The organism is Brevundimonas sp. CEF1 (assembly GCF_051353055.1).
Lineage (GTDB): Bacteria > Pseudomonadota > Alphaproteobacteria > Caulobacterales > Caulobacteraceae > Brevundimonas.
Map to the genome: position 1 here is coordinate 3,367,149 of NZ_CP195593.1, position 16,507 is coordinate 3,383,655.

The following is a 16,507-nucleotide window of genomic DNA, read 5'->3' on the forward strand; positions in this document are numbered from 1 at the left end:
GGATTAGCAGTTGAACTTATAGCCGGGCTTGGTCGCCCCTCCCTACCGAGCGCCGCCGGTCATAAGTTAAATTTATTCGCACGTGCGAAATGATCGATTTGACTTCCAGGACGCCACGGCCCATTTGACCCCCATCGGCGATGCACCTCCCTGCGACGCCGGCTGTCTTACATTGTCAGAATGGAGCTCCACTATGCTGGGCGTCGGTCAAAAACTGCCTGAATTCAAGATCACTGGCGTGAAGCCGGGCTTCAACGACCACGAAGAAAACGGCGTCTCGGCGTTCGAGGCGCTGACGCAGGACAGCTTTGACGGCAAGTGGAAGGTCATCTTCTTCTACCCGAAGGACTTCACCTTCGTCTGCCCGACCGAAATCGCCGCCTTCGCCAAGCTGGGCAAGGACTTCGAAGACCGCGACACCGTGGTTCTCGGCGGTTCGACCGATAACGAATTCGTCAAGCTGGCCTGGCGCCGCGACCACGCCGACCTGAACAAGCTGCCGATCTGGCAGTTCGCCGACACCGGCGGCAAGCTGGCCCGCGACCTGGGCGTCCTGGACGAAGAAAACGGCGTCGCCCTGCGCGCCACCTTCGTCGTGGACCCGCACAACGTCGTACAGCACGTCTATGTCACCAACCTGAACGTCGGCCGTTCGCCGGAAGACACCCTGCGCGTCGTCGACGCTCTGCAGACCGACGAGCTGTGCGCCTGCAACCGCCCGGTCGGCGGCGAGACCCTGGCCGCTTAAGTACTGGCCAAGGAAGGCCCGGACCGCGTTCGTACTGGTCCGGGCCGCCCCTCTTGAAGAGGCGGCGGCGGGCGACTGTCGCCGCCTTTTTCATGCCCGACGTTCAGTCCTGACATGGCGCGTCGGCAAGCCCTATATTGTATCCGGCGCAAGCGGCGCCGTTGAGCAGAAGGAAGTTCCCCATGTCCCTCGACGCCCTGCGCGACCTCATCCCGGCCTATGGCAAGGACATCTCGCTGAACCTGTCGTCGCTCGCCAATGAAACGGTGCTGAACGACCAGCAGAAGTGGGGCTGCTTCCTGGCCTCGGCCCATGCCATCGGCGTCGCCCCGGCGGTCAAGCTGATCGAAGCCCAGGCCGCCACCGTCCTGTCGCCCGAGGCGATGAACGCCGCCAAGGCCGCCGCCGCCATCATGGGCATGAACAACATCTACTACCGCGCCCTGCACCTGATGAAGAACAACGAGTACACGACCCTGCCAGCCAAGCTGCGCATGAACGTGATCGCCAATCCGGGCGTCGACAAGCTGGACTTCGAACTGTGGTCCACCGCCGTCTCGGCCATCAACGGCTGCGGCGCCTGCATCGACGCCCACGAGGGCGAACTGCGCAAGCACGCCGTGCCCAACGTCCAGATCCAGGCCGCCCTGCGCATCGGCGCCGTGGTCCACGCCGCCAGCCGCATCCTGGCGTCGGAAGCCGCTCTGGCTGAATAGTCAGGCGAACCGATCCTCTGGATCGCAGACGGCAAAAAGGCGCGGATCGCTCCGCGCCTTTTTCAATTTCAGCTCCCGCGTCAGTCCTTGCCGACGGAGCTCTCGGCGCCCGTCATCTCGCGCATCATGTCCAGCACCAGCTTCTGCTGACGCACAGACAGCTGAGGTGCCAGACGGCCGATCTCGATGCTCTGCCGCGTGGCGGGGAAGTCGTTCACGAAGGGCTCGGCCTCGCCTTCGGCCATGCCCGGAGCCGCCGTCGTCAGCCCTTCGAAGAAGTAGGCGATATCGACCTTGAAGAAGCGGGCGATGTCCCAGAGCTTGGACGCGGACACCCTGTTCGTGCCCTTCTCGTACTTCTGGATCTGCTGGAAGGTCAGACCCAGGGCGCGCCCCAGATCACTTTGGTTGTAACCGAGGGCGATCCGTTTTTCGCAGACTCGCCGACCCACGTGCCGGTCCACCGGATGGGGACCGTCCTCAGCAGAGCCTCTGACCATTGCCTTCTCGCCTAAAATTACGCCCGAACTCGATTACTCACCTGTCCCGAAATGCGACGGATAGCCCGCGCTGTCACGACAATTCGCGCGACGCGGGTTTAGCGCCGTCTCCAGAACGTCGCCTCAGTCCAGGTCTTCGTTCTTCAAGGCTCGAATGACCGCCAAGGCTGTGCGCTGACGCTGAGGCGACAGTTCTCGCGCCGCCGCGCCTATCCTTTGCACCAGCATCCCCTGGCTTTCGGTGGGCGCTGGGGCCGAGGTCTCGCCCGCCTCGTCATGCAGGCTAAAGGGACGCTGCGGCTCGGGAAGGGGAATAAAGGCGGCGGAAGGTCTGGCCGTCACAAAGGGCTGATCCCTGAACACGGCGGCGACCTCAATGTTCAGCGCCTCGCAGAACTGCCACAGACGCGCGGCCGGCAGGCGATTGGCGCCGCTTTCATGACGACCCCACTGGTTCGTGGAAATGTCGAGCATCCGCGCCATGTCGGCCTGGGTCAGGCCGTGGTTCTCGCGAATGGCGCGCACGCGCACGCCCAGGGGCACGTCGATGTGCTGCGTGCGTTTGCGATCCTCGTCGTCCTCAGCCTTGGTCATGCTCGCCCCTTGCGGCGCCCCAACGAAAAGCCGCCCGCCAACATGAGGGCCAGCAGGACGCCGAACAGGCCGTCACCCCAGCGACCGTAGAGGGTCGGCGCCGCCGGTTCCGGCAGGTGCACGTCGATGACGCCGGCATGGCCGGGGTCCAGCCGCTTGCCGTCCACCACCCGGCCCCAGGGGTCGATCATGGCCGAGACGCCAGTGGGGGTAGCCCGCGCGATGGGCAGGCCGGTCTCGATGGCGCGATAGCTGGCCAGGTTCAGGTGCTGACGCGGCCCCGAGGTGGCGCCGAACCAGGCGTCGTTGGAGACATTGACGATCCAGGCCGGACGGGCGTCGCCGCCGGCCGGGGTGAAGCCCGGATAGAGGCTCTCGTAGCAGATCAGCGGCTGGACCTTCGGCGCATTGACCAGGCTGATCGGCGCGGGTTTTGCGCCGGCGCTGAAGTCGGCGGGCACGTGCACCAGGCTGCGCACGCCGATCTTGCTCATCAGCCGCCCCATGGGCAGGTATTCGCCGAAGGGCACCAGACGGTGCTTGTCGTAGATGGCGCCGATGCGCATCCCCGCCGCGCCCTCGTCGTGCAGGGCGAACAGGCTGTTGTAATAGCGGGCGCCGCCCTCGGCGGTCGGGTCCGCCTCGCCTCGGCTGAGGCCCATCAGCAGGGTCTGACCGGTCTGCAGGGCGCCGGAAATCGCCTGGGCGTCGGGCGAGTTGAAGACGTCGTTGGCGGTGGCGGGCAGGGCCCCCTCGGGCCAGACCACCACGTCGGGAACCACCGCCCCCTTCTGGGCGGTCAGGGCGACATAGCGGTCGACGATGGCCTGATAGGCCTCGGGGCTCCACTTGGATTCCTGAGGAATGTCGGCCTGGACCAGACGCACCAGGGTCGGGCCATCGACCCGCTCGGCCGACGACAGGCGCGCGGCGCCGAAGCCGAACAGGCCCGCCAGAACGGCGACGCCCAGGCCGGCGGCGATCAGACGCGGCCGCCGCGCTCCGTCCCCGACCAGCAGGCCGAGCGCCGAGACCCCCGCCAGGGTAATGAGGCTCAGGCCATAGACCCCGCCGATCGAGGCGAACTGCGACATGGCCGAACCCGCCGCCCAGGCCGCGCCGGTCGGGTTCCACGGAAAGCCGGTCAGGACATGGCCGCGCAGCCATTCCAGCAGGGCGAACAGGGCGGCGAACAGCAGGACGCGGCGCGCGCCCGCTGGCGCGAAACGGCGATAAAGGGCCGTGGCCGCGCCGAAGAAGAGCCCCAGCCCCATGGGCAGCAGGCTGGCGGCGAAGGGCGCCATCCAGGCCTGATCCTTGTTGACCAGAAAGGCCTCGGCCACCCACCAGCAGCCGATGAAGAAGTAGGAAAAGCCCGCCAGCCAGCCGACCCAGAAGCCGCCCTTGACGTTACGCGAACGCTCGGCCAGCAGCATCAACAGGGGATAGCCCAGCAGACCCGGCAAGATCCCGAACGGCGGATGGGCCAGGGCCGCGCCGGCGCCCGCCAGCAGGGCCAGGGCGATGCGGCCCCAGCGGTTCGTCAGCACGCCCCCCCAAAGGGCCGACAGGCGGTCGATCATGCAGTGGTCTCGCGTTCGGCTTGATAGGGATCGGCGACGCCGAGCGACGCCAGGATCTCGCGCTCCTCCGCCTCCATCTCCTCGGCCTCGGCGTCGTCCTCATGGTCGCGGCCCAGCAGGTGAAGGACGCCGTGGACGACCAGATGGCTCAGGTGATCCGACAGGCTCTTGCCCTGGGTCTGCGCCTCCGCCGCGCAATAGGCGTAACCCAGAACCACGTCGCCCAGATGCGGAAAAGCGCTCTCAGCCGCCGGGAAGGACAGGACATTGGTCGGCCGGTCCTTGTCGCGGAAACGGGCGTTCAGGTCCTGCACCCCGGCGTCGTCGGTCAGCAGGACGACCAGGTCGCCCTCGACCGTGCCCAGCGCCGCCGTCGCCGCGCGCAGGACCACCGCCTCGGCGTCAGGCAGCGCAGTCGTCCAGGCCGCGTCCTCGACTTCGATCTCGATCATCAGTCTTCGTCCTCGAGGTCGGGCAGGGGGCGATGGCGCGCGGAATCGGCGTCATAGGCGCGCACGATGCGCTCGACCATGGCGTGGCGCACCACGTCCTCGGCCTTGAAGGCCTGAACCCCGACCCCCTTCACGTCCTTCAGGATGCGCAGGGCGTGGCTGAGACCGGAATCGCGCGGATTCAGCAGGTCGATCTGCGACGGATCGCCCGTCACCACCATGCGGGCGCCCTCACCCAGACGGGTCAGGACCATCTTCATCTGCAGCCGCGAGGTGTTCTGGGCCTCATCGACGATGATGAAGGCGTGGCTCAGGGTGCGGCCGCGCATGAAGGCGATGGGGGCGGCTTCGATCTCGCCCTTCTCGCGGCGGCGACGCACGTCCTCGACGCCGAGAATGTCGTTCAGCGCCTCCCAGATTGGGGCCAGATAGGGGTCGACCTTCTCGTTCAGGTCGCCCGGCAGGAAGCCCAGCTTCTCGCCCGCCTCGACCGCCGGGCGGGTGATGACCAGGCGGTCCACCTGGCCGCGCCGCAGCAGGGAGGCGCCATAGGCCGCCGCCAGGAAGGTCTTGCCCGTGCCCGCAGGCCCGACTCCGAAGGTCAGTTCGCAGCGGCTGAGCAGATCCAGATACTGGGCCTGGGCCGCCGTCTTGGGAGCGATGGCCCCGCGTCGACCGACGGGCAGGGCCACGGCGTCCGGCACGACCCGGCCGTGGTCCGGTCGCGGCTGCGACACGGCGGCGCCCAGGGCCATCCGCACGTCGGCCTCCGTGATCTCGGCCCCTGCATCGGCCCGCTTGGCCAGAGTCTCGACCACACGCTTGGCCTGGGCTCGGTCCCGCGCCGAGCCGTTGATCGACACGCCGCCGCCGGGCGCCTCGACCAGCACCTTGAAGGCGTCCTCGATCAGGGCGACGTGGCGGCTGTTGGGACCGATCACGGCCCGCAGCGCCTGATCGCTCAGAGACAGGAATTCGGACTCTCGCGCCATAGGTTTCCTTGTTGGGGTCCCTACCGCCTCGCTCGCGGAGCGAGGCTGCTTGAGGGACGTCAAACTACAATACTGACACTAGATAGTGCCTGGGTCAGCCAACCGCCCGTTCAAACTGTTCTGGGCGCCGCTGATGATCTCCACCGGAACGATCTGACCCAGCAGATGATCCGCCGCCTCGACGTGGACGGCCTGCAGATAGGGCGAGCGCCCGATGGCCTGCCCTGCGTAGCGGCCCTTCTTTTCGAACAGAACGGCCAACGTCTTGCCCGCCTGGGCGGCGTTGAAGGCGGTCTGCTGCTCGAACAACAGGGCCTGGAGCCGTTGCAGCCGCTCCAGTCCGACCTTCTCCTCGATATGGCCAGGCATGGTGGCGGCGGGCGTGCCGGGACGCGGCGAATAGACGAAGCTGAAGGCGCCCGCATAGGTGACCTGGCGCACCAGATCGAGGGTGTCCTCGAAGTCGCGATCCGTCTCGCCGGGGAAGCCGACGATGAAGTCCCCGGCGATGGCCATGTCGGGCCGCGCCGCGCGGATGCGAGCAATCAGGTCGATGTATTTCTGGCGGCCATGCTTGCGGTTCATCAGCCGCAATACCCGGTCGGACCCAGCCTGCACCGGCAGGTGCAGATAGGGCATCAGGGCGTCCAGATCGGCGTGAGCTTGGATCAGGTCGTCGCTCATGTCGTTGGCGTGGCTGGTGGTGTAGCGGATCCGGTTCAGGCCGGGGATCTCGGCCAGGGCATAGGCCAACCGCGCCAGGGTGAAGGGCTTTCCGTCCGGTCCCTCGCCGTCATAGGCGTTGACGTTCTGACCCAGCAGGGTGACCTCGCGCACGCCCCGGTCGGCCAGGGCGCGGGCCTCAGCCAGCACCGCCGCCACGGGCCGCGACCACTCGGCGCCGCGCGTATAGGGGACGACGCAGAAGGTGCAGAACTTGTCGCAGCCCTCCTGCACCGTCAGGAAGGCGGTCGGGCCTTCGCCGCTCCGCGTGGCGATCATCTCAGGCGTCAGGGCGTCGAACTTCTCGTGCGGGGCGAAGTCGGCGCCGATGCGCTCGCCGCGCGCCCGCGCCGTGCGGGTCAGCAGTTCCGGCAACTGGTGGTAGGCCTGGGGCCCGACCACCAGATCGACCGCCGGCTGGCGCTTCATGATCTCCTCGCCCTCGGCCTGGGCGACGCAGCCGGCCACGGCGATAGTCATGCCGCCGTCGCCGCGCGCGACCTTGCGCTCGCGCATCTGCTTCAGCTTGCCCAACTCCGAATAGACCTTCTCGGCGGCCCGTTCGCGGATGTGGCAGGTGTTGAGGATGACGAAGTCGGCCCCCTCCGGCGCGTCCGTCGTCGCATAGCCCAGCGGGCGCAGGACATCGGCCATGCGCTCGCTGTCATAAACGTTCATCTGACAGCCGTAGGTCTTGATGAACAGGCGTTTGGGCGCCGCTGGAATGGCAGCGCCTTCGGCCTTTTCGATGGGCTTTTCGAGCGTATCGGTCATGCCCGGCTTATGATCGCCGAAGCCGGCGACGGCAAGGCGAGCGCCGTGATCAGGCTCAGCTGTCGGCCGCTTCCGGTTCGACCCGCGCCGCATGGCGCTTGTAGATCAGGCCTTCGCGTTCGACCGGCTCGGCGCCGGGGATGGCGTGGCCGTAGAGCTCCAGCTTGTGGCCGACCAGTTCAAAGCCCAGACGCTTGGCGATCTCGGTCTTCAAGCGCTCGATCTCGGCGTCGAAGAACTCGATGACCTCGCCCGTCTTGGTGTCGATCAGGTGGTCGTGGTGATCGTCGCCCGCCTCTTCATAGCGGCTGCGGCCGTCGCCGAAGTCGTGCTTCTCGACCACGCCCGCCTCTTCAAACAGGCGCACGGTGCGATAGACGGTGGCGATCGAGATATGCGGGTCAATGGCCGAGGCGCGGCGATACAGCTCCTCGACATCAGGGTGATCCTCGGCCTGGGACAGGACGCGGGCGATCACGCGCCGCTGCTCGGTCATACGCATGCCGCGGTCGGCGCAGAGTTTTTCGATCCGTTCCATGGGCCGGAAGATAGGCTGAGCCGTCGCCTTATGGAAGCTATCGAGTGAAGTTCAACGACAGGACCAGAGCATCCTCGCGGCTTCCATCCGTGCGCGCATAATATCCGCGCCGACGACCGGCCTCATTGAAGCCCGTGCGGGCGTAGAGGGCGCGGGCGGCGACATTGTCTTCGGCCACTTCCAGGAACATCCGTTCGGCCCCCAGGGCGGCGGCGCGCACCACGGCGGCCTCGACCAGACGGGCGCCCAGGCCGCCGCGCCGGGCGGCGGGCCGCACGGCCAGGGTCAGGATCTCGGCCTCGTCGGCGACGACCCGGATCAGGATGAAGCCGTCGTCCTCGGCCACAGCAAAGACGCCGGGCGAGGCCAGAAGAGCCGATAAACTGGCCGCGTCCCAGGGGGCGTCGAAGGCCTCGGCGTGAAGGAGGGCCAGGGCGGCGGGATCGGTCACGATGCGGCGATCGGGCGCGGCTGGCCCGGCAGCCGGCTGGGCGGCGTGGCGTCGGGCGCGCGCAAATAGAGAGGCGCGGGCAGGGCGATCGTCGGGTCAGCCCCGGCCGTCAGACGCGCCAGGGCCTCGGGCGAAGGCGCGGCCAGGGGCTCCGTATCCGCCAGCCCCAATCGTTCGGAGAAGCCATCGACCAAGACGGCCGCGCCCGAACCAACCAGCGCAGGCGTGGCCCCGGCGGCGGCGTCCAGAATAAGGTCCGTCGCGGCCTCCAGGGGCAGGGCTTCGGCCGGCCCCACGGCGACGCCGTCGCGGAACAGGCGCGCATAGACCTGGCCCCGGCGGGCGTCGATCACGGCCGCGACCAGACCGGCCTGATCGACAGAAGCCGCCAGGGCGTCCAGGGTCGAAACGCCGACCACGGGACGATCCAGGGCGGCGCCCAGGCCCTGAGCGAAGGCCAGACCAACGCGCAATCCGGTGAAGGAGCCCGGCCCGACCGTGACGCCGATCCGGTCGATGGCCTCGAAGCCGCCGCCGGCTTCCTTGGCCGCATCGGCGACCGCGTCGCGGACCATGCCCGCCAGCCGTTCCTGATGGCCCTTGGTCATCAGTTCGGAGCGCAGACCCAGCCGACGCCCGTCCTCGACCACGCAGGCCGTACAGGCGCCCAGCGCCGTATCCACGATCAGAACTCTCATCGCGGCCTTCCTATCGGGGCGGTCAGGCCGACGCCAGCGCCTCGACCACCCGGCTCACCGCCTGACGCAGGGCCGGATCGCTGATCCGGGGGAAGGCCTCGGCCAGGGCGCGGCCGTCCGCCGTCGCCGTCAGGTCGCGCAGACCGGCCATGGGGTCGGGCGCATCGGCCCGCGCGGGAAAGAAGTCGGCCACCGAACAGCCCAGGACGGTCGCCACCTGATGCAGGCGCGAGGCCGAGACTCGGTTGGCGCCCTTTTCGTACTTCTGCACCTGCTGGAAGCTGACCCCCAACTGCTCGGCCAGAGCCGTCTGCGACAGGCCGAGCGCCGACCGACGGGCGGCCATCCGCAGGCCCACGACGGCGTCGATATGCTGAGTGCGGCGGTTCATGGACGGCGGCTCCTTGACGTTCACCGCCGCACAGTTTCATAGAGCGCGATGAAACACAACTGTTTCGTTTCATCACTCGTCCAGCCGCGCCGTCACGGCCGAGACGGCGCGCGCCGAATGACGTGGGATCCGCTCGATGGTCAGCAGGGCGCCGGCGCCGCGCACCACCAGCTCGGCCTCGTCGGAGCGAACATAGAGCCGCGCCCGCAGACTACCGTCGTCCATCTCGATGACGCAGCCCTGATCCCGGCGCGGCCAACGGCCCGGCGCATATTCCAGCACCGTCCCGGCGGCGGCCCAGGGGGCCAGGTCGTCGGTGGAGAGCTGCAGCCGCCGCCGCTCGACCATAGGCGCGGCCTCGAAGGCGCGACCGCGCGCCTGAAGCCCTTCCGATGGGCCCTTGGGCGGGAAGATCAGGGCAGGGGCGGCGCCGACCAGAAGGGTCAGGTCCTCGGGCGTGGCGTCCAGGGCGGCGGTCAGACGGCGCTGCACGTCGGGGCGGAACAGGCCGGGGCGCTTGCCCGCCTCGTACAGGCCCCAGCCCTGACTGGTCATGCCGATCCTCGTGCCGGCCTCGGCCTGGCTCAGCCCCCGCTCGCGGCGCAGGGCGGCCAGGGCTTCACCGAGGGCGCGCCCCTCGGCCCCGGCGTCATCATCGGAGGTGAAACGGGCCATGCGGCGATCATGCCCCACGGCCCGTTCGGACGATAGTGTTTCATGTGAAACAGCGGGCGCAACCGTCCCCACACCCCTTGTCGTCACCCTCGGGCTTGACCCGAGGGTCGGGTGAAGCGGCGCGCTCGTCGCATCCAAGGTCGAGAAACCGGACAATCCGATCCTCGGGTCAAGCCCGAGGATGACGGAGCTGGAATGCGCTCAAGCAGCGAGCGACCGCGTCGCTAGCGGTAGCGCCCCTTACTTAAATGACCTGCTCTACGCTGGTCACCTCGGGGACGTAGTGCCGCATCATCTGCTCCACGCCCGCTTTCAGCGTAGCGGAGGAGGAGGGGCAGCCCGAGCAGGCGCCGCGCATGCGCAGACGCAGGACGCCGGTTTCCTCGTCGAAATGGTCGAACAGGATGTCGCCGCCGTCCTGGGCCACGGCCGGGCGGATACGGCTGTCCAGCAGGCCCTTGATCTCGGCCACGATCTCGGTGTCCTCGCCGGCGTCCTCGGCCGTCGCCGGAGCGTCGCGCGTCAGCGGCGCGCCCGAGACGAAATGGTCCATGATGACCGACAGGATGGGGGCCTTCATGGCGCTCCAGTCCGGGGCCTGAAGGCCGCGCGTGACCGAGACATAGTCGGCGCCGAAGAAGACGCCCTCGACGCCCTCCAGCTCGAACAGAGCCTCTGCCAGGGGCGAGGCCGCGGCCTCGTCGATGGTGCGGTATTCCAGCACGCCTTGCGGAGCCACGTCGCGGCCCGGCAGGAATTTCAGGACTTGGGGGTTCGGCGTGGGTTCGGTCTGGATGAACATGGCCGGGAGATGCGCCCCCACAGCGCCGTCTTCAAGACCCCAGATGTCGCATCGAGTCTATGAAGTGCAATCTCGCTCAAGTAGCGAGGCTCCGCGAGCCGAGCGTAGCGACTTCTAAAACATGAAGCTGCCGCGCGGCTTGCGACAGCGACCTCTTAAATCACGCCAGGTCTTCAATGTCCGCCTCGGTCAGTTCGCCGGGCACGATAGTCACGGGCAGCTTGCGGCCGGTGAAGGCGCCGCCCTGTTTCAGCACGGCCGAGACCAGGGGGCCGGGACCGCGCGAGCCGGAGCCGGCGGCCAGGACCAGGATCTTGATGTCGGGGTCGGCGCCCACGGCCTTGCGAATGGCGCCCTGGGGGTCGCCTTCCTCGATCAGGAAGATGGGCGGGGCGCCGGACTTCTCGGCGGCCTCCTCGCCGAGACGGTTAAGGAGCAACTCAGCCTCTTCGCGCTGCTGACGGCGGATTTCGTCGCGGACGCCGGACCAGTGCTCGTCCGATCCGCCGGGCAGGGCGCGCAAGAGGACGACGCGGCCGCCCGTCGACTTGGCGCGCCGGGCGGCGTAGCCGAGGGCCGCGCCGAACTCGGGGCTGTCGTCGACGACGACGAGGAACTTCCTGGGCATGAGGTCTTTGCGCCTTGCGGATCTCTGAACAGCGGCGACCACCTAACGCCAAGCCGCCCCAAACGCCAAGGCCCGCCCGCCTCGCCGAGAACGACGAAACGAGCGGGCCCATTTAGGCAGATGTCACGCGACTGCGCTCAAGCAGCGAGCCGCCGCGCGGCGAGCGATAGCGCTCTAAAGAGAGCGAGCGACCGCGTCGCGAGCGTAGCGCTCTGGGAAGCCTTAACTTCCCAGGACCTCGCGAATAGCCCCGTTGGCGATGGTCAGCTTGGCGAAGGTCCAGCCCGTGCCCGATGTCTCGATCTCATCGACCGAGCCGCGCAGGGATTCGACCTGGCCGATGCGGCCGCCGATCCAGGCGTCGACGGCCGCCTCGGCGGTTTCCTCGCTGGCGCCCGCCGCCTCGGCCGAGGCCTGGGCCACGGCGCGGGTCAGCTGAAGCTGCTCGGCCATCAGGTCCTGGATCAAACGACGCACAGCCAGGCGGTCGAAGTGGTCGCCCGACGGGATCGAACCGGCTGCGACGCGCAGACGGTCGAAGTCGAAGGCGGCGCCGACCTGGTGATAGAGGCGGGCCATGGCCGGCGCGCTCCAGCCCAGTTCATTGGCCAGGTCGCCGATGTCCGCCGTGGCCACCATGGGCCGCAGCAGGGCGATGTCGCGCGCCAGGTCTTCCGGCGCGCCCAGGCTGACGAAGGTCGCGACGCGAGCCTCATACTGCCCTTGCTCGAAGCGCGACAGCACCTCGGGGCCAGCGGCGCGCAAGGCGTCGGCGGCGGGCTGGTAGGCGGCGATCATGCCGCTCACCGTGGTTTCGGTGCGGGCCGCGCGACGGGCCAGCCAGTAGGTCTGGCGACGCAGGACCTTGGCGATCTCGCGATAGAGGGCGGTCTGGGCCTCGGCCGGGATCTTCAGGTCCAGGGCGGAGACCGCCTTCCAGGCCTGATCCAGACGGAAGACCTGACGCGCGGTCTCGAAGGCCGTGACCATGGCGGCGGTGTCGCATTCCGCCGCCGCCCGCAGGCGGTCGGGGAAGGTCGGCCCGGCCATGTTGACGATCTCGTTCGACAGCACGGTGGCGATGATGTCGCGACGCAGGCGGTGGCGCTTCATGTCGTCCTCGAACTTCGCCAGCGGGGCCGGGAAGTAGTGGACCAGAAGGCGCTCGAAGAAGGCGTCGTCCGGGGCCGAGGAGCCGACGATCTCGTCGAACAGCTCCAGCTTGGAATAGGCCGTCAGCACCGCCAGTTCGGGACGGGTCAGGGCCAGGCCCTGCAGCTTCATCTCGGCCATGCGAGCGTCGTCGGGCAGGTATTCCACCGCCCGGTTCAGCTTACCGACCGACGCCAGGTGCTGCATGAAGACCTGCTGGGCGTCGAGCGCCTCGGCGCCCTCGGCCTCCTGCAGGCTGACCGCCAGGGTCTGGTCGTAGTTGTGGACCAGGACCTTGAGGCCGACCTCGTCGGTCATCGACTTCAGCAGGGCGTTGCGGTCCTCGGCCTTGAGGTTGCCCGAGGCGATGGCGCCGCCGGTGAGGATCTTGATGTTCACCTCATGGTCGGACGAGTCCACGCCGGCCGAGTTGTCGATGGCGTCGGTGTTCAGGCGCATGCCCGCGCGCGCCGCCTCGATACGACCCAGCTGGGTGGCGCCCAGGTTGGCGCCCTCGCCCAGGACCAGGGCGCGCACGTCGCCGCCGTTGATGCGGATGGCGTCATTGGCCTTGTCGCCGGCCTGGGCGTTGGTCTCGCCGCCGCCCTTGATGTAGGTGCCGATGCCGCCGAAGTAGAGCAGCTCGGCGCGGGCCTTGAGGATGGCCTGCATCAGGGTGGTCGGGTCGACGCTGTCGGCCTCGATGTCCAGCAGCGCCTTGATTTCCGGGGTCAGCTCGATGGTCTTGGCCGAACGCGAGAAGACGCCGCCGCCTTGCGAGATCAGGCCCTTGTCATAGTCCTGCCAGCTGGTGCGCGGGGTCTCGAACAAACGCTTGCGCTCTTCCCACGACCTGGCCGTGTCCGGGTTGGGGTCGATGAAGATGTCGCGGTGATCGAAGGCGGCGACCAGCTTGATCGCCTTGGACAGCAGCATGCCGTTGCCGAAGACGTCGCCGGACATGTCGCCCACGCCGACCACGGTGAAGGGCTCGGACTGGATGTCCTTGCCCATCTCGCGGAAGTGGCGCTTGACCGCCTCCCAGGCGCCGCGCGCCGTGATGCCCATCTCCTTGTGGTCGTAGCCGACCGAACCGCCGCTCGCGAAAGCGTCGTCCAGCCAGAAGCCGTAGGCCTGGCTCACGCCGTTGGCGATGTCCGAGAAGGTCGCCGTGCCCTTGTCGGCGGCCACGACCAGATAGGGGTCGTCGCCTTCCCAGGCCACGACATCGGCCGGGCGCACCGGGGCGCCTTCGCCGACGATGTTGTCGGTGATGTCCAGCAGGCCCGACAGGAAGGTCTTGTAGGCGCGGATGGCCTCGGCCTGGACCGCGTCGCGGTCACCGCCGACCGGCAGTTGCTTGGGATAGAAGCCGCCCTTGGAGCCGACCGGCACGATGACCGAGTTCTTGACCTGCTGGGCCTTCACCAGGCCCAGGACCTCGGTGCGGAAGTCGTCGCGACGGTCCGACCAGCGCAGGCCGCCGCGCGCCACCGGGCCGAAGCGCAGGTGGACGCCCTCGATGTGCGGGGCCCAGACGAAGATCTCGCGGAAGGGCTTGGGCAGGGGCAGATCTTCAAGCTCGCGCGAGGCGATCTTGATCGAGATATGCGGCTTGGCCACGCCCTCGGCGTCGACCTGATAGAAGTTGGTGCGCTTGATCGCGCCGATCAGCAGGGCGATGCGGCGCAGCACCCGGTCGTGATCCAGGCTCTTCACGTCCTGCAGCAGGGCGATGATCTTGTCGTTCAGCTCGGCGACCAGGGCCTCGCGTTCCGCGACGCCGCCGCCGTGGGCCGGATCGAACTTGGCCTTGAACAGCGACAGGATGGCGCGGGCCACGGTCGGATATTCGCGCAGGGCCGTTTCCTGCACCGCCTGCGACGGGTCCAGACCCGTCTGCTGGCGATAGCGGGCCAGCGTGCGGATCAGGGCCGCCTCGCGCCAGTCGACGCCCAGTTCCAGCACCAGACGGTTGAAGCCGTCGCTCTCGGTGCGACCGGTCCAGACGGCCGAGAAGGCGGCCTCGAACGGGGCCTTGATGTCGGCGAAGGTCAGGGCCTCGCCGCGCGGGTCTTCCAGCAGGAAGTCGTGGATATAGATGGGGGCGTCGCCGGTCGTGCGGACGACGTGGTCCGATTCTTCCAGCGTCTTCAGACCCATGTCGGCCAGGATCGGCAGGACATCCGACAGCGGCACGGCCGACCCGCGACGATAGAGCTTGAAGCGGAACTGCAGCGGGCTCTCGTCCGCCGTGCGGAAGGCCCGCACGGCCACCGGCTCGGCGTGGACGCCGTCGCCCATCGAGCCGTCGTTCAGGCGGTCGAACTGCTCCAGGTCGGCCACGGCCTCAGCGGCGTCGTAACGGTCGCGATAGGAGACGCCGAAGCCCTCGGCCCATTTGGCGCTGGTCGGGCCGACGGCGACTTCATCGACATCGGCGGCGCGCAGGGCGGTCTCGAAGCGGTCGATCCAGCTGCGGCCGGCCTCGGCCACCTCGGCCTCCAGGGCCTTGGGATCGGGGTTGAGGTGGGCGCCCGGCTCGACGCCGATGATGTAGTGGACGCGCGTCAGCGGCTGGTCCGTCAGCTGCGGATACCAGGCCGAGACCCGGCCGCCCCAGGCCTTGGCCAGGATGCCGCCGATGCGCTGACGCAGGCCGGCGTCGAAACGTTCGCGCGGGATGAAGCACAGGACCGAGACAAAGCGGTCGAACGGGTCGCGGCGCGTGAACAGGCGGATGCGCGGGCGGTCATAGAGGTGCAGGACGCCCAGGGCCGTATCCAGCAGCTCGTCCTCGCTGATCTGGAACAGCTCGTCGCGGGGGTAGTTCTCGAGGATGTTCTTCAGGCGCTTGTAGTTGTGGCTGCCCGGGGTCTTGCCGGCGCGTTCCAGCGCATTGGCGACCTTGCGCCGGATCAGCGGCACCTCCTTGGCCATCTTGTCATAGGCCTCGGCGGTGAACAGGCCGACAAAGCGGGTCTCGCCCGAGGCCTTGCCGTCCGCGCCGTAACGCTTGACCCCGACATAGTCCATGTAGGCGCGGCGATGGACGCGCGAACGCATATTGGCCTTGGCCACCGTGACCGGCTCGCTCTCGTCCAGCTGACGCTGCATGGCCGGGGTCAGGACGGCGGGTTCCGAGGCGCGACGCAGCACACGGCGCTCGGGATCGTTCAGTATGCCCAGGCCCTGGTCCGAGACCTCCAGCGGGGCCTCGGCCGCATAGCCGCCGTCGGCGCTGCGCGGATAGGCGTAGTCGCGGGCGCCCAGGAAGACGAAGTGATCGCTCTTGGCCCAGCGCAGGAAGGCGATGTTCTCTTCCAGCACGGCCGGATCGACGGCGGCGGGGGGCGAGGCCTCCAGCTGCTCGACGGCGTCGCGCATCAGCTGGACCATGGCGGCGTGGTCGGCCACGGCGGCGCGCACATCGGCCATGGCCTGGGCCAGGCCCTCGCCCAGAGCGTCGCGACGCTCCTGGGGCAGGGGGTCGATGACGACGATGATCAGGGAGTCGCGGCGGCCGGCCTCGACCTCGACGATCGGGTGGAAGAGGGCGCGCACGGTGACGCCGGCCTCGGCCAGTTCGCCCAGGACGCTGTCGACCAGGAAGGGGGCGTCGTCCTGCAGGATCAGGACGCTGTCATAGCCGGTCGGGGCGCCGTCGGCGCCGGCCAGGGGGCTGACGGTGACGCGGGCCGGCTCGCCGGCCTTGCGGCTCTGGGCCGAACGCCAGGCCTGGCCCAGCAGGGCGGCCAGGTCGTCGCCGCCCAGCTCGGGCGTCTCGTCGGCGGCGTAGTCGTCGAAGGCCTGAGCCAGGAAGGACTTTTCAGCGGCGCCCGGCGGGCCGTCGACAATCCGCGCATAGGCCGCTTCCAGCGCCTCCAGAGTTGCTGGCGTGGCGGAAACTGTGCGCGGAGCGGCGGACATGGTGTGGTCTCGAACAGCACGGCCTGAGGCCGCAGGGATTTGACCGCGCCACCTTAGCGCCGCGGGCGGTGATGGCTAGGCCGGCTGAGGCGGCTAAGACCCTGAATTTCTGTGTGCAGCGCACCATGTTGCGCCAGGGGCCCACAGTTGGGCGAATTTC

At 68.5% G+C, this 16,507-nt stretch carries 16 protein-coding genes; 2 read left to right on the forward strand and 14 right to left on the reverse strand.

Annotated features, from left to right (window positions below):
• Positions 1 to 193 precede the first annotated feature (193 nt).
• Together ACR9FL_RS16825 and ACR9FL_RS16830 are read left to right on the forward strand one after the other, a co-directional pair.
• The gene (locus ACR9FL_RS16825) at positions 194 to 748 is read left to right on the forward strand and encodes a peroxiredoxin (protein ID WP_296176289.1); all 555 of its coding nucleotides are present in this window, start codon (positions 194 to 196) and stop codon (positions 746 to 748) included.
• Between the two features lie 182 nt (positions 749 to 930).
• Positions 931 to 1,464, forward strand: coding sequence for a carboxymuconolactone decarboxylase family protein (locus tag ACR9FL_RS16830; protein WP_296176288.1), 534 nt, complete (start codon positions 931 to 933; stop codon positions 1,462 to 1,464).
• 80 nt (positions 1,465 to 1,544) lie between these two features.
• Here ACR9FL_RS16830 and ACR9FL_RS16835 read toward each other — a convergent pair whose 3' ends face one another.
• The 14 genes from ACR9FL_RS16835 to ACR9FL_RS16900 all read right to left on the reverse strand — a co-directional run bounded on the left by ACR9FL_RS16835 (position 1,545) and on the right by ACR9FL_RS16900 (position 16,347).
• On the reverse strand, positions 1,545 to 1,964 hold the full coding sequence (locus tag ACR9FL_RS16835; RefSeq protein WP_436356465.1) for a helix-turn-helix domain-containing protein: 420 nt from the start codon (positions 1,962 to 1,964) through the stop codon (positions 1,545 to 1,547).
• Positions 1,965 to 2,087: 123 nt separating this feature from the next.
• Complete coding sequence (locus ACR9FL_RS16840) at positions 2,088 to 2,558, reverse strand: helix-turn-helix domain-containing protein (protein WP_296176284.1); 471 nt, start codon at positions 2,556 to 2,558, stop codon at positions 2,088 to 2,090.
• Positions 2,555 to 4,141 carry an apolipoprotein N-acyltransferase gene (lnt, locus tag ACR9FL_RS16845; RefSeq protein ID WP_436356466.1) on the reverse strand — a complete coding sequence of 529 codons (1,587 nt, stop codon included), beginning with the start codon at positions 4,139 to 4,141 and terminating at the stop codon, positions 2,555 to 2,557. Before lnt ends, ACR9FL_RS16840 begins: the two co-directional genes overlap by 4 nt.
• A complete protein-coding gene (ybeY, locus tag ACR9FL_RS16850; protein ID WP_436356467.1) occupies positions 4,138 to 4,593 on the reverse strand; it encodes an rRNA maturation RNase YbeY in 456 nt (151 codons plus the stop codon). The genes lnt and ybeY overlap by 4 nt, the downstream gene beginning before the upstream one ends.
• Positions 4,593 to 5,585, reverse strand: coding sequence for a PhoH family protein (locus ACR9FL_RS16855; protein WP_296176278.1), 993 nt, complete (start codon positions 5,583 to 5,585; stop codon positions 4,593 to 4,595). Before ACR9FL_RS16855 ends, ybeY begins: the two co-directional genes overlap by 1 nt.
• A 78-nt stretch (positions 5,586 to 5,663) precedes the next feature.
• Positions 5,664 to 7,082, reverse strand: coding sequence for a tRNA (N6-isopentenyl adenosine(37)-C2)-methylthiotransferase MiaB (gene miaB / locus ACR9FL_RS16860; protein WP_436356468.1), 1,419 nt, complete (start codon positions 7,080 to 7,082; stop codon positions 5,664 to 5,666).
• 55 nt (positions 7,083 to 7,137) lie between these two features.
• Positions 7,138 to 7,620: a Fur family transcriptional regulator gene (locus ACR9FL_RS16865; RefSeq protein ID WP_297933939.1), complete on the reverse strand. Its 483-nt coding sequence runs from the start codon at positions 7,618 to 7,620 to the stop codon at positions 7,138 to 7,140.
• A 37-nt stretch (positions 7,621 to 7,657) separates the two neighbouring features.
• The gene (rimI, locus tag ACR9FL_RS16870) at positions 7,658 to 8,071 is read right to left on the reverse strand and encodes a ribosomal protein S18-alanine N-acetyltransferase (RefSeq protein WP_436356469.1); all 414 of its coding nucleotides are present in this window, start codon (positions 8,069 to 8,071) and stop codon (positions 7,658 to 7,660) included.
• Positions 8,068 to 8,769: a tRNA (adenosine(37)-N6)-threonylcarbamoyltransferase complex dimerization subunit type 1 TsaB gene (gene tsaB, locus ACR9FL_RS16875; RefSeq protein ID WP_436356470.1), complete on the reverse strand. Its 702-nt coding sequence runs from the start codon at positions 8,767 to 8,769 to the stop codon at positions 8,068 to 8,070. Before tsaB ends, rimI begins: the two co-directional genes overlap by 4 nt.
• A gap of 22 nt (positions 8,770 to 8,791) precedes the next feature.
• Positions 8,792 to 9,160 carry a helix-turn-helix domain-containing protein gene (locus ACR9FL_RS16880; RefSeq protein WP_296177187.1) on the reverse strand — a complete coding sequence of 123 codons (369 nt, stop codon included), beginning with the start codon at positions 9,158 to 9,160 and terminating at the stop codon, positions 8,792 to 8,794.
• Between the two features lie 72 nt (positions 9,161 to 9,232).
• The gene (locus tag ACR9FL_RS16885; RefSeq protein ID WP_436356471.1) at positions 9,233 to 9,835 is read right to left on the reverse strand and encodes a helix-turn-helix domain-containing protein; all 603 of its coding nucleotides are present in this window, start codon (positions 9,833 to 9,835) and stop codon (positions 9,233 to 9,235) included.
• 244 nt (positions 9,836 to 10,079) lie between these two features.
• A complete protein-coding gene (locus ACR9FL_RS16890; protein WP_436358176.1) occupies positions 10,080 to 10,637 on the reverse strand; it encodes a NifU family protein in 558 nt (185 codons plus the stop codon).
• 160 nt (positions 10,638 to 10,797) lie between these two features.
• Positions 10,798 to 11,265 carry a universal stress protein gene (locus ACR9FL_RS16895; RefSeq protein ID WP_105564243.1) on the reverse strand — a complete coding sequence of 156 codons (468 nt, stop codon included), beginning with the start codon at positions 11,263 to 11,265 and terminating at the stop codon, positions 10,798 to 10,800.
• 222 nt (positions 11,266 to 11,487) lie between these two features.
• Positions 11,488 to 16,347 carry an NAD-glutamate dehydrogenase gene (locus ACR9FL_RS16900; RefSeq protein WP_436356472.1) on the reverse strand — a complete coding sequence of 1,620 codons (4,860 nt, stop codon included), beginning with the start codon at positions 16,345 to 16,347 and terminating at the stop codon, positions 11,488 to 11,490.
• Between the last annotated feature and the right edge of the window lie 160 nt (positions 16,348 to 16,507).

Bases quoted from the DNA above. Each gene is read 5' to 3' on its own strand.
- ACR9FL_RS16825 (WP_296176289.1), top strand. From the start codon at position 194: ATGCTGGGCGTCGGTCAAAAACTGCCTGAATTCAAGATCACTGGCGTG.
- ACR9FL_RS16830 (WP_296176288.1), top strand. From the start codon at position 931: ATGTCCCTCGACGCCCTGCGCGACCTCATCCCGGCCTATGGCAAGGAC.
- ACR9FL_RS16835 (WP_436356465.1), bottom strand. From the start codon at position 1,964: ATGGTCAGAGGCTCTGCTGAGGACGGTCCCCATCCGGTGGACCGGCAC.
- ACR9FL_RS16840 (WP_296176284.1), bottom strand. From the start codon at position 2,558: ATGACCAAGGCTGAGGACGACGAGGATCGCAAACGCACGCAGCACATC.
- lnt (WP_436356466.1), bottom strand. From the start codon at position 4,141: ATGATCGACCGCCTGTCGGCCCTTTGGGGGGGCGTGCTGACGAACCGC.
- ybeY (WP_436356467.1), bottom strand. From the start codon at position 4,593: ATGATCGAGATCGAAGTCGAGGACGCGGCCTGGACGACTGCGCTGCCT.
- ACR9FL_RS16855 (WP_296176278.1), bottom strand. From the start codon at position 5,585: ATGGCGCGAGAGTCCGAATTCCTGTCTCTGAGCGATCAGGCGCTGCGG.
- miaB (WP_436356468.1), bottom strand. From the start codon at position 7,082: ATGACCGATACGCTCGAAAAGCCCATCGAAAAGGCCGAAGGCGCTGCC.
- ACR9FL_RS16865 (WP_297933939.1), bottom strand. From the start codon at position 7,620: ATGGAACGGATCGAAAAACTCTGCGCCGACCGCGGCATGCGTATGACC.
- tsaB (WP_436356470.1), bottom strand. From the start codon at position 8,769: ATGAGAGTTCTGATCGTGGATACGGCGCTGGGCGCCTGTACGGCCTGC.
- ACR9FL_RS16880 (WP_296177187.1), bottom strand. From the start codon at position 9,160: ATGAACCGCCGCACTCAGCATATCGACGCCGTCGTGGGCCTGCGGATG.
- ACR9FL_RS16885 (WP_436356471.1), bottom strand. From the start codon at position 9,835: ATGGCCCGTTTCACCTCCGATGATGACGCCGGGGCCGAGGGGCGCGCC.
- ACR9FL_RS16890 (WP_436358176.1), bottom strand. From the start codon at position 10,637: ATGTTCATCCAGACCGAACCCACGCCGAACCCCCAAGTCCTGAAATTC.
- ACR9FL_RS16895 (WP_105564243.1), bottom strand. From the start codon at position 11,265: ATGCCCAGGAAGTTCCTCGTCGTCGTCGACGACAGCCCCGAGTTCGGC.
- ACR9FL_RS16900 (WP_436356472.1), bottom strand. From the start codon at position 16,347: ATGTCCGCCGCTCCGCGCACAGTTTCCGCCACGCCAGCAACTCTGGAG.